Raw genomic sequence first — 11,595 nt, 5'->3', positions numbered from 1 at the left:
TTCGGGAATTTTATGACACCGAATGCATGGATCAAGCTGTGCTTTTTTATTCACGAAATCACCATCTCCTGGGCTTTTTCCTTTAAAGTATGATCATCACCCAAAAAGTGTGATTCCCCTATAACCCCGATATTTTAGCCCTTTACGAAGTTTGGGTTTGAATGGTAGACGAGGGCTGAGCTTCATTGATTGGAGAATCCAGAATATCGTTATCACATAAATTTGTCAGAAAACCGAACTCCAAGTTGCAGCCAAATAATTGACCGTTTCCGTAGTTAGTCTTGCCGTTTTGACTCCAGCCAGTTTGTGAAACTTCTCCTACAGATATGGTGGAACCCCTGTTTAAGGTATTGACATTTACCGCTCCTGCTGCGAATGAAATAAAAACAGCCAAGCTCTCACCCCCGATATGAATCTTTTAGGCATAGTATTCCGCCCAGCTTCAAATGTTGCATGTTTCTCCACCGCTTCAATGTTTAAACAAATAAAGGTTATCGAAAGGGATATTATTAGTCAAATGGAGCCCGGCATCATTATCTGCGTATTATTTCTTTTGAGTAACTCTGATTTCTTGGTTTTCTCCCCCGGTATACTCTGAATTTTGAATGATATTTTCAACATGAGCATCAATAACATCATTGTCTATAACTTGGTTAGCCACTTGTTTTAACCGGTTGTTTCCATAACTTTTACCTGTTCCATAATTGTTTTTATGGGAACTGCTCCAGGCAATCTGACTATTTTCACCTATATCTATGGCTGAACCATTGAGAACAGAAATAGCATTGATTGATTCAAAATCAACTGCGCATTGTTTCAATGTCTGCCCTTCTTCTGCCAGCGTTATATTCTTGACATCTTTCACCGATGCATCAATTAAGTCTTGATCGTTCACAACATTCACTGCATTAATAAGAACCGATTCCTTTAGACTTCCAAATCCTTGGTTGCTTTTGCGGTAGTTGCTCCATGCAATCGCCTGGTTAGTCCCGATAAAAATGCCTGAAATGTCTTCAACTGTGTTCACAACAAGCTTGTTAAAAACAACACTTGCATTTTGGTATGGCAATTTCAAACCATCCTCCTTTTATTCGTTATTGGCAAATCCATCACATCGGCATCAGTCAGGTTATTCACAAATCCCCATTCCAGATTGGTGCCGAACAGTTGCCCGTTCCCCATGTTGACTTTACTGGTTTGTGTCCATCCCGTCTGGCCAACTTTTCCAATGGAAATGGTACAGCCCTTACTCAAGGTATCGACATTTATTTGCCTTAACGAAATGAAAACAGCCAAACTCATACCCTCCTGTTTCCTATAGAAAAAACTTGCCAGTCCATGGAAGAAACCACTCAAATTCCCCTTCCTTATTTGTTTATGGGCTGAGTCCGGTATCAGTATATTCCTTCCGGCTGGCATTGTGCCAAATAATTGGAATAAATCAAATCCTTTATCACATACTAATCAGAGTATTTTCCAATAATTTGTAAATCTTGATCATTCGAATTGAACTGTAAAGGAGCATTTTATCAATATGCCGTATCATTCTGATAAAGAAAGCGGGGAAATGGAGCGCGGCTTTAAAGGGCTCAGTCCTTTTGAACTTAAAAACAAAGTGATCAGTCTGGCCAGCCAAAGCCAAAAGAAAAAATCGCATCTGCTTCTCAATGCCGGCAGAGGGAACCCGAACTGGACGGCAGCAGCCCCCGAGAGAAGCCTTCTTTGAACTGGGCCGATTTGCCGTCCAGGAAACAAAACGCACTTGGAGTGAACACGATCTGCGTCTATTCCTTTTCCAAATATTTTGTAGCAACAGGATGCCAAATCTGAAAGCTATATAACCCTAATTTTGGTAAAAACTTTCATATGGTTTTTATTTTTTTATCTTCCCTATTGTATTAAGTGTATTAAGTGATATAATACACCCATAACATGATTTTCAGAGAGAGGGATTCCATTGAATGAAGTTCATGTCGGCGGGATGCGGTTCAATCTTGATCTTAGTAAGCCGTTATATGAACAGGTACTGAGCCAAATTAGAAGTTCCATTGCCAAAGGAGAGATTGCATTGGGTGAGAAAATTCCATCTGTACGAGAGATGGCCCAAGCTTTAAAAATCACGCCAAATACTGTCATGAGAGCATATCAGGAATTGGAGCGCGATCAATTAACCGTAACGCGAAGAGGTCAAGGCACCTTTATAACGAGCAATGCCGAAACAGTTGAACAAATCAAGTATAACCTGGCTGAAATAGCGACCGGGGAGTATGTAAGGAAGATGACTGATATCGGCTATACCCTGGAGGACATTCACACTTTCATTGAGCAACGGAAGGAGGAGATCTCATGAATCATTATGCGATAACAGCAAATCAAATCAATAAAAGATATGGCCAAAAAACGGCCCTTCACGATTTCTCCCTTCACCTGCCTGCAAACCAGGTTATAGGAATCCTTGGAGCAAATGGTGCCGGAAAATCTACTTTTTTCCGCATGGCTGCCGGCTTTATCAAACCTGACAATGGGAGCTTGAATGTGCTGGGCAGACAAGCCGGATGGATGACGAACAAACAAATTGCCTATCTTCCAGACCGGGCCAGATGGTTTGAGGAACATACCGTGAAGCAGGCTCTAAACTGGGCAGAACAGCTGCTTTCGGGGTTTAACCGGAACAGGGCGGAGGAATTGGTTGATTTTATGAAGCTGGATATGGATATGAGGGCAAAGGGGATGTCCAAGGGACAGGAAGCCCGGTTAATGCTCAGCATTTGCTTGGCCCGTGAAGTCCCCCTGATCATTCTTGATGAGCCTTTTTCCGGAATTGACCTATTATCCAGAGAACGGATCATTTCAGCAATTATTGAAAATATCAGTGACCAGGAGCAAACCATAGTGCTCAGCACACATGATATCCATGAGTCCGAAAGCCTTTTTAATTATGTAGTCTTTATGGATGAAGGTCATGTCTTGCTGGAAAGTGATGTGGAACAGCTTCGAGCGGAACGGGGATCGATGGAAACGGTCTACCGCCAGTTGTACCGATAAATGTGGAGGGGAATCATGGACACCAAAGTATGGCTTTTTTTAACCAAAGATGAATTAACAAGAAAAAACCTGTTCAAAAGTACAAAAAAGTGGCGGCTTGTATATGGTTTTATCGGCATCCTTCTTTTGATTGCTATTCTTACTTACTTGAATGCAAATATAGATCTTAGACCAGAAGGGTATATGTATGCTACCTTTGCTTTGCCCTACCTGTTCTTTATGAGGAGTTTTATCCTTCTAAAACAAGAATGGAAAAACGGCACGATAGGATGGTGGCTGGCCTTACCTTATTCAAGAAGTACTCTGCTGGCAGCCAAATTTACCACTGGAATAATCCGGATACTTGTTGTTCTGCTGATTGCCTGGACCGGAATCCAAGCTATTTATCTCTACACGATGCTGTTTCAGGATTTAACCCTTCAAGATTGGTTTCACTTTGTCCAGTTAAGTGCAGAGTGCTTTTTATTGCTGCTGATCTATGCTCCGTTCATGAGCGCATTTGGAGTCTTAACAGGCGTAATAACCTTTTCCCGTCTCAAACCGGTAGTGCCTCTGCTTTGGATTGTATATGGGATCAGCGGTAATGCCCTGTTTTTCCTGGTACATCTGACAAGTGAGAATGACAAGCCTTGGGGGGATGTGATTCAGAAATTCAACAGTTCCGGAACAAGCGGAATCATAGTGGCAGGCTTTGCTGTAGGGTCCATTTTGCTGGCCTGGATATTGCTTGCCCTTTCCACATCCGTAATGAATCGAAAGCTGGATTTGTAATATAAGTTTGTAATATAAGGAGGACCACACCATGAAAACGGCACTTCGGGTTAACCAGTTAAAAAAAACTTACGGCCAGCACCAGGCGGTTAAACAAATCTCGTTCGAGGTTCAGGCAGGCGGCTGCTACGGTCTCCTTGGACCCAATGGAGCGGGAAAATCCACTACTATGAAAATCGTTTCATGTATCCTGAAACCGGATAGAGGAACGGTTGAAGTATTCGGAAGGGATGCAGTCAAACAAACAAGTGAAGTCCGTAAAATGATCGGCTATGTCCCGCAAAATATAACCCTCTACGATAAACTGAGCGCTTATGATAATCTGCTCTTTTTTGGCGAAATGTTCGGATTGAAAGGACTCTCCCTTAAAAAGCGGATTCAGGATGTGCTGGAGCAAGTGGGGCTATCAGACAGGGCTAAGGATGCCGTGCATACCTTCTCGGGAGGAATGGCCCGCCGGATTAATATTGCTGCGTCTTTGCTTCATCAACCCAAACTGCTGATTTTGGACGAACCTACGGTTGGCATTGATCCTCAATCCAGAAATCACATTTTTGAAATGATCCGGCAGCTAAATCGGGATGGTGTTACCGTTATTTATTCAACTCATTACATGGAAGAAGTAGAAACCCTTTGTGATCAGTTGGCTATTATCGATCATGGGAATGTTATCGCAGAAGGCAGCCTTCAAGCACTTCTATCCAGATACGGAACCAAATCTGTCTATATAGAATCCGCCGGGCAGTTGGACATTCCCGTTTCATCTTTTAAAGAGCCTTCTTCCCGTTCAGGGGCAGGATGGATTATCCAAACGGACAATACCGTCTCAACGATCCGGGAAGTAAGTGAGTTATGCCTGAAACAATCCGTACCTGTACAGCGCCTGGAGATCGTCCGGCCTTCTCTTGAAACTGTTTTTCTTACTTTAACAGGAACTTCTCTCCGGGATTCCTAAGGAAAGGTGATTTGTCCATGTTTATAAGTATCGCGAAAAAAGAAATCAAACTGCTGATCAAAGAAAAAGGAACCTTCTTCTGGCTCCTTGTCCTTCCTATTTTGTTTATCGTCCTATTCGGGTCCATGTCCAGCATGAAAACCCAGGCTGTGAAAATACCCTACATGGATCAAGACCAGACGACTGCCTCCAGACAGTTTATACAAAGCCTGGAGCAAATGAAAGGCATCCAGACAGTTTATACAAAGCCTGGAGCAAATGAAAGGCATCCAGCTGGAAAACAAAGAAAGCAGTTCCCTGGACGAACAGGTACAGGCCATAAAAGAAGGCAAATTATCGGCCCTGCTCGTACTCCCTAAGGGATTTGAGTCCCGGCTGACATCTGGCAAAGAGCAGGCCGAACTCCTTCTTTACCGGGATGGGGCAGCAGATGCAGCGGTTGCACCTGTACAAGCAATTTTGCAAAATATGGCGGAGGCCTATAAACAAAACAAAATTTCCGGCAGCCTGGCTGCCTTGGGTAAAAATGAAACCGAGATTAAACAGATTATGCTGTCTCCCCTTCATATATCTGAAGAAAAAGAAAATACATCCAGTATCGATGTCATCAGCCAAATTGTACCCGGATATACGGTAATGTTTGTATTCTTCGTCATCATCTCTATGGTACGCCGATTTATCAAAGATAAGGAAAACGGCATGACTGCCCGTTTGAGCAGTACCCCGATGCGGTCCGGCAGTTATTTGCTGGGCATGTAGCTTCCCTACCTGCTGGTCGTTCTGATCCAAAGCTCAGTTCTGCTTGGTTTCGGCCATTTCGTTTATAACCTTCATCTTGGTGATCTTGTTGCTATCTTCTGTTTGATTTTGGCCTTATCCATCTGTGTAACTGGAATCGGACTTGTGATTTCCTTATTCGTAAAAAGTGAGAACATGGGCATGGCCTTCACACAGCTGCTTACTATGGGAGGTGCTGTAGTAGGGGGATTATGGTTTCCGGCAGATATGATGCCGCCGGTACTGCAGATTATTGGCAAATGCACACCTCAATATTGGGCTCAAAAAGGGATCCAGGACGTTATCCTGCGCGGGGCCCATCTTCCGGATATCTGGCTGAACGTCTCTATCCTACTGGCTTTTGCTTTAGTAGCCATGGTTCTCTCCCTCTTCAGGTTCGGTACTTTTATGCGCAAAGCGGCTATCTGAATCAATCCAACTATTTACGTCATTCGTCTAACAAATCCAGCCAGCGGATTTCCTCTGGAGTCAGTTCAATTTTGCGGGCATCAAAACAGGAACGCATTTCTTCTTTGGTTCGAGGTCCGATGAGAGCTGCGGTTGGAAACGGCTGGTTCAGTACATAGGCCAGGCTAATCTGTACGGTTTCCACTCCTTTTCCCCTGGCCAACTCCCCGGCCCTCCGTTTTCTTTCCCAGTTGCGGTCATGATAATAGACCCGGACGATCTCCTCATTGTCCCTTTTTTCCGGAGAGAAACGGTCCTTAAAGAAACCGCTTGCTTGGGAAGACCACGAAAAAAGCGGCATGCCCGATTGCTCATACCATTTCCATTCATTTTCATCTACAGAAATACATCCTTCCCACCTGGGTTCATTCGGCTTCGCCAGGCTCAGGTTCGGGCTGCTGGCACTTATTGGGGTAAGGTCATGCTTATATGCGTATTCATTAGCCTCCTGAATTCGTTTTCCAGTCCAGTTTGATACGCCGAATGCATGAATCCGTCCTGCTTCTTTATGGGCATGTACGGCATCCATGATATGAGATACCGGAATGTTACTGTCATCTCTGTGCAGCATATAAAGATCAATGTAATCCGTCTGCAACCGCTCTAAGCTTTCTGCAAGATCCAAGGCAATGCACTCTGCATTTACCCGGGGACCATGCTTATCGTGGTGGCCTCCTTTAGTCAGGATCAGTAAATCCCGCCGGTTTCCCCTCATTTGCATCCACTGTCCGATAGCCTGTTCACTCTTTCCTCCAACGTAAATATGGGCCGTATCAATCATGTTTCCGCCAAGGACGAAAAATTCGTCCAGCAGATCCGCGACCATTCCTGTCTGTTCGGGATCAAAAAAATCAGATCCCATTATCAGCGGAAAAATCGGCTTACGGATTCCTTCTAAAGTAATCTGCTTCATTCATGCTCTCCTCCATTTACTATTATTATTCAAGTAATATAGCCTTATAGGATGACCCGACTTCTTTTCTCCGCAGATTGAAGACAAGCATCCAGCACCCGCATATTGGCCACAGCGTCTTCAAAAGAAAAACGGCAAGCCTTTCCTTCCAAAACAGCGGTGCCAAAATCATCGATCTGTAGTACATAATGATTGACCGGTTCTGATTCAACAGTATGTAACTCCCCTTTGACCTTTACAAGGAAGTAGGCTTCCTCCGGCGTTTCATAAGAATAAGCATAGGGAATCTCAATCCGGCCTTGCGTCCCTAATATCTCAAAGGTATTCCGGTACTCTGCCCACATCCCGCAATCAAAGGTCAGGCCGATACCGCCAGGAAATTCAATCAATCCCGAAGCCATCATATCGACGTGATCATGATCCGGAGAAAAGAACGCGTGAACCGTTGCGGCTTCCGGTTCCTGCTCCAGCAAAAAAAGGGGCGGTATGAATGGGATAGCATCCCACATCGTAAAGAGAGCCGCCCCCCATGTTCCGATGAAATCTGACGTTATCCTCAGCACCGGTACTATTAAAGGTGAAGGCCCCGCGCAGTCCCCGGATTTCACCAATCTTGCCTGAGCGTATTATATCTTTTATAGACTGATATCGTGGATGATGGCGATACATAAAAGCCTCGGAAAGCACTTTCCCTGCCTTTTGGGCCACTTCTGCCATTTTTGCCGCTTCCCTTGCATTCAGAGCAGCGGGTTTTTCGCATAATACATGTTTTCCGGCGTTCAACGCACGAATCGACCATTCCTGATGCAAATGATTCGGCAAAGGAACATAGACCGCATCGATCTGCGGATCGCCAAGCAGATCCTCATAGCAGCCATACGCCTTTGGCAAACCGAATTGTGTAGCGATAGCACGTCCTTTTGCTTCATTCCGGCTGGCAATAGCCGTAATCATTCCTGTGGAAGATTGCTGTATTGCGGGCATAACCTTGGATACCGCGATTCCCGCTCCTCCGAGAATGCCCCAGCGTACTTGATTGGTAATCATAGAATTTCCCTCCTCTTCCCCACATATGATTTTATAGATCCTTTTCCCTGCTAAAGCTATATTGTTATTATAAAAGAAGGATTTCCCCAGATATATAAAGTGAAATTGTTATTTCTAACACAAAATTGTTCTCTTGTTCTGGGATCAAAGGGCATTGGTCCGATGTCATGGAGGTTGGAGGTCTTAAGTATGAACGGAACGCAAAATATAAAGAGAATGCAATGGTTCTTCCCCACTTTAACCGGATCTCCCTATTTTTGTTTTCCGGAATCGGCAGGCTGCTATCTGTCAGCAAGCGATCATAATGTCAAACGCAGCGCCACAGAACGGGAAGATTTCAGTATTCATGTTATCACCAAAGGCAAAGGTTATCTTGAATTCGAGGGAAAAACGTATATGCTGCAAGAGGGAGACGGGTTTCTGTATTTTCCTAATCAGGTCCAGCGTTACTACAGCAGTGAGGATGATCCATGGGATGTAAGATGGGTACATTTTTACGGGAACAAGCTGAAGGAATTCCTGACGGAACAAGGATTTCACCGTACTCCTCTATGGACATTAAAACAGCTTTCCCAACTGGAAGAAGTCCACCAAGAGCTTATGGAAGAGGCAAACGCGTACAGATGGCTTCGTCCTGCCAAATTATCTGCGCACACTTATGAGGTACTGGCAGTATTCGTCTCCCAAGCTATCCCATTAACGCCCAATCTAGGAACCGAGCCTATGGAACGGATTTATGCCCTCCTTCCTGATCTCCAAACAGAGGCTGTACACCCGTTTATCCTGGAGGATTGGGCTCAGAGGGCAGGAGTAAGCTCATATTATTTTTGCAGACTGTTCAAAAAAGCCATGAGTATGACCCCATCCAATTATATAACGTTATGCCGTATCCAATTAGCTAAACAATGGCTGCTGGAAAAGCCTGACTGGCCAATTAAACGTGTTTCGATGGAATGTGGCTATTCAAACATCAGTTATTTCAATAAACGTTTTTTAGAGCATGAGGGATTAACTCCGGGTGAATACCGGAGACTTCATTTAAGTTTACGGTAATAATTAAAAAGAACAAAAAAAAGGGAAGGAACATTATACTCCTTGCCTTTTAAAAACTGCCTGTTTACGACGAAGCAGGTTTTCCATATTCCGGCATGCGCTGGATATGCGTAATGGAATCCGTTCTTCCAACCGGGATGACTACTTTCCCCGTGGCTTTACGATCATCTAAAGGTGCCTTTTCAGTTGAGAATATTACCTGCTCTCCATTATTTAAATAAGCTGTAATATCGTAATCCATTTTTACCAGGAAAGAAGCGATAAGCTCCGTACCGTTTGAACGAACCCTTTTTCCTTCCTTGAATTCAAAGGTAAGAATCCCTTTTCCTCCGCGGGCTTGAAGCGGGTAATCAAACACAAGAGTCCGCTTGGCGTACCCCCGGTCGGAAATAACAAGCAGTTCGCCTTCATCCCCGAAGATCCACTCTGCCGAGATGACTTCATCTCCGTCTTTGAGCTGAATGCCCCGCACGCCTCCTGCTGCGCGTCCCATCGGATTTACTTCGTCTTCCCGGAAACGGATGCTCATTCCCTGTTTGGTCACAAGAAGCAGATCTTTGTTGGATTCACTGACCTCCACTTGAATGACTTCATCTCCGTCACCCACTTTACATGCCACTACAGCCGTAGACCGCTTCGTCATATACTCTTTGAGTTCCGTGCGCTTCACTTGTCCTTTTTTGGTGACAAAAACAAGGGATTTGCCTGACTCTTCAAAATTTTTGACCGGAATAACATTTACAATCCTGTCCTCTTTGGACATAGGAATGACATTGACGATAGCCGTTCCGTTATCCTTCCATTTATACTCCGGAATCTGATGAACAGGAAGCAGGAAGTACTGTCCGCGGTTGGTAAAGATCAGTAAGCTGTCGATCGTGTTAACCTCTAACAAATGACGGACAAAATCCCCTTCCTTCAATCCGGTTGTATGAAGTTCCCCTCCTGACCGGGTATACGATAATATACTGACCCGTTTTATGTACCCGTCCTGGGAGAGGGTAACCAATACATCCTCAGGGGTCACCATAACTTCCAGATTCACTTTCAGTTCTTCGACCTCACCCTGGATCTCGGACCGGCGGTCAATTCCGTATTTATCACGGATTTCAATCATTTCTTTCTTGATAACATTTGCCAGTTTTTTCGGGCTTTCCAGGATGGAACACAAGTGGGTAATTTTTTTCATGATATCATTCAGTTCTTTTTCCAGAGAGGTAACCTCCAGATTCGTCAGCCGGTACAACTGCAAAGTCAGAATAGCGTCAGCTTGGCGCTCCGTAAAGGCATACTTCTCCACCAGATTATTCTGGGCGTCCTGACGGTTTTTGGACGCTTTAATAGTCTCAATAATCTCATCAAGAATATTAAGTGCTTTAACAAGACCTTCCAGAACGTGGGCACGGTCTTCCGCCTTTTCGAGATCATACTGGGTCCGGTGGATGACCACATCCTTCTGATGGTCAATATAGGCTTGCAACATTTCCCGGATGCCGAGCTGCTTCGGTGTTTTGTTAACAATAGCCACCATGTTGAAATTGTACGTCACTTGCAGATCGGTCTTCTTTAACAGATAGGCCAGGATTCCCTGAGCATCGGCATCTTTCTTTAAATCCACAACGATGCGTAAGCCGTCACGGCCGCTTTCATCCCGTACTTCGGAAATGCCTTCGACTTTTTTATCCAGACGGATATTCTCGATGGCAGTTACGAGCCGTGATTTCACAACCTGATAAGGTATTTCTGTCACTATGATTTGCTGCCGTCCACCCCTGACAGATTCGATGGACGTCTTGGCCCGGACATAAATCCGGCCCTTTCCGCTGGTGTAGGCATCTTTAATCCCTTCTTCTCCCATGATGATGCCGCCAGTAGGGAAATCCGGCCCTTTGATGATACCCATCAACTGCTCAACGGTCATCTCAGGCTGATCCATCATTGCCACACAGGCATCGATCACTTCCCTAAGGTTATGGGTTGGAATTTCCGTAGCAAACCCGGAAGAAATACCGCTGGCCCCATTAACCAGCAGATTTGGAAAACGTGAAGGCAGCACAACCGGCTCCTTCGCCGTATTATCGAAATTGTCCTTAAAGAGCACAGTTCGCTTTTCGATATCCCGCAAAAGCTCCATGGCAATTTCCGAAAGTCTTGCTTCCGTATACCTCATAGCTGCTGCCGGATCATCATCCTGCGAACCCCAGTTCCCGTGTCCATCTATAAGAACATAGCCCATTTTCCATGGCTGGGCCATCCTCACCATTCCCTCGTAGATCGAGGCATCACCGTGCGGATGGTAATTCCCCATTACATCCCCTACGGTTTTTGCTGATTTCCGGTAAGGCTTGTCCGGGGTATTACCCGCATCATACATCGCATACAAGATCCGCCGCTGAACGGGCTTTAGCCCGTCTCTCACATCCGGAATTGCGCGGTCTTGAATAATATATTTGGAGTAGCGACCAAACCGGTCGCCAACCACTTCTTCTAAAAAAGCAGGCATAAACTGCTCCATCATGCTCACGTTCGTATCACCTCTAAGTGTAAAAGCGTACTCTTAAATACA

Annotated in this window: 14 protein-coding genes and 1 pseudogene; 8 read left to right on the top strand and 7 right to left on the bottom strand. The window is 44.9% G+C overall.

The genetic code is table 11. The features are described from left to right. Window positions 1–142: 142 nt before the first annotated feature. The 3 genes from BXP28_RS21970 to BXP28_RS21960 all read right to left on the bottom strand — a co-directional run bounded on the left by BXP28_RS21970 (window position 143) and on the right by BXP28_RS21960 (window position 1,296). The gene (locus tag BXP28_RS21970; protein WP_024093817.1) at window positions 143–394 is read right to left on the bottom strand and encodes a hypothetical protein; all 252 of its coding nucleotides are present in this window, start codon (window positions 392–394) and stop codon (window positions 143–145) included. 150 nt (window positions 395–544) lie between these two features. Beyond that, a complete protein-coding gene (locus BXP28_RS21965; RefSeq protein ID WP_036657941.1) occupies window positions 545–1,075 on the bottom strand; it encodes a hypothetical protein in 531 nt (176 codons plus the stop codon). Further along, on the bottom strand, window positions 1,072–1,296 hold the full coding sequence (locus BXP28_RS21960) for a hypothetical protein (RefSeq protein ID WP_374049657.1): 225 nt from the start codon (window positions 1,294–1,296) through the stop codon (window positions 1,072–1,074). Before BXP28_RS21960 ends, BXP28_RS21965 begins: the two co-directional genes overlap by 4 nt. A 238-nt stretch (window positions 1,297–1,534) precedes the next feature. On the opposite strand from BXP28_RS21960, the gene BXP28_RS21955 reads away from it, so the two are divergent. The 7 genes and pseudogenes from BXP28_RS21955 to BXP28_RS21930 all read left to right on the top strand — a co-directional run bounded on the left by BXP28_RS21955 (window position 1,535) and on the right by BXP28_RS21930 (window position 5,977). Beyond that, the gene (locus BXP28_RS21955; RefSeq protein ID WP_036657939.1) at window positions 1,535–1,726 is read left to right on the top strand and encodes a hypothetical protein; all 192 of its coding nucleotides are present in this window, start codon (window positions 1,535–1,537) and stop codon (window positions 1,724–1,726) included. Between the two features lie 231 nt (window positions 1,727–1,957). Further along, window positions 1,958–2,350, top strand: coding sequence for a GntR family transcriptional regulator (locus BXP28_RS21950; RefSeq protein ID WP_023482735.1), 393 nt, complete (start codon window positions 1,958–1,960; stop codon window positions 2,348–2,350). After that, entirely contained in the window at window positions 2,347–3,045 is a 699-nt protein-coding gene (locus BXP28_RS21945) for an ABC transporter ATP-binding protein (RefSeq protein ID WP_023482734.1), read from the top strand. The genes BXP28_RS21950 and BXP28_RS21945 overlap by 4 nt, the downstream gene beginning before the upstream one ends. Before the next feature lie 15 nt (window positions 3,046–3,060). After that, window positions 3,061–3,816, top strand: coding sequence for an ABC-2 transporter permease (locus tag BXP28_RS21940; protein WP_036657937.1), 756 nt, complete (start codon window positions 3,061–3,063; stop codon window positions 3,814–3,816). 31 nt (window positions 3,817–3,847) lie between these two features. After that, entirely contained in the window at window positions 3,848–4,771 is a 924-nt protein-coding gene (locus tag BXP28_RS21935; protein WP_023482732.1) for an ABC transporter ATP-binding protein, read from the top strand. 17 nt (window positions 4,772–4,788) lie between these two features. After that, window positions 4,789–5,130, top strand: a complete 342-nt coding sequence (locus BXP28_RS24740) for an ABC transporter permease (RefSeq protein WP_241466828.1) — start codon at window positions 4,789–4,791, stop codon at window positions 5,128–5,130. Next, window positions 5,030–5,977, top strand: a pseudogene (locus BXP28_RS21930) (ABC transporter permease). Before BXP28_RS24740 ends, BXP28_RS21930 begins: the two are co-directional and overlap by 101 nt. A gap of 19 nt (window positions 5,978–5,996) precedes the next feature. Here the strand turns inward: BXP28_RS21930 and BXP28_RS21925 are convergent. The 3 genes from BXP28_RS21925 to BXP28_RS25455 are packed head-to-tail and all read right to left on the bottom strand — an operon-like array spanning window position 5,997 to window position 7,976. Then, on the bottom strand, window positions 5,997–6,929 hold the full coding sequence (locus BXP28_RS21925; protein ID WP_023482729.1) for an aldo/keto reductase: 933 nt from the start codon (window positions 6,927–6,929) through the stop codon (window positions 5,997–5,999). A gap of 44 nt (window positions 6,930–6,973) precedes the next feature. Next, window positions 6,974–7,438 carry a Gfo/Idh/MocA family oxidoreductase gene (locus tag BXP28_RS25460; RefSeq protein WP_052337406.1) on the bottom strand — a complete coding sequence of 155 codons (465 nt, stop codon included), beginning with the start codon at window positions 7,436–7,438 and terminating at the stop codon, window positions 6,974–6,976. Further along, window positions 7,344–7,976 carry a Gfo/Idh/MocA family protein gene (locus BXP28_RS25455; protein WP_023482727.1) on the bottom strand — a complete coding sequence of 211 codons (633 nt, stop codon included), beginning with the start codon at window positions 7,974–7,976 and terminating at the stop codon, window positions 7,344–7,346. The genes BXP28_RS25460 and BXP28_RS25455 overlap by 95 nt, the downstream gene beginning before the upstream one ends. A 189-nt stretch (window positions 7,977–8,165) precedes the next feature. Here BXP28_RS25455 and BXP28_RS21915 point away from each other — a divergent pair, with 189 nt between their 5' ends. Next, complete coding sequence (locus BXP28_RS21915) at window positions 8,166–9,029, top strand: AraC family transcriptional regulator (protein WP_235430621.1); 864 nt, start codon at window positions 8,166–8,168, stop codon at window positions 9,027–9,029. A gap of 64 nt (window positions 9,030–9,093) precedes the next feature. On the opposite strand, the gene gyrA is transcribed toward BXP28_RS21915, so the two are convergent. Next, complete coding sequence (gyrA, locus tag BXP28_RS21910) at window positions 9,094–11,553, bottom strand: DNA gyrase subunit A (protein ID WP_036657935.1); 2,460 nt, start codon at window positions 11,551–11,553, stop codon at window positions 9,094–9,096. Between the last annotated feature and the right edge of the window lie 42 nt (window positions 11,554–11,595).

It is taken from the genome of Paenibacillus larvae subsp. larvae (assembly GCF_002003265.1).
In the GTDB taxonomy this organism is placed as follows: Bacteria; Bacillota; Bacilli; order Paenibacillales; family NBRC-103111; genus Paenibacillus_H; species Paenibacillus_H larvae.
This window is presented reverse-complemented; position numbering and strand designations above follow the sequence as displayed.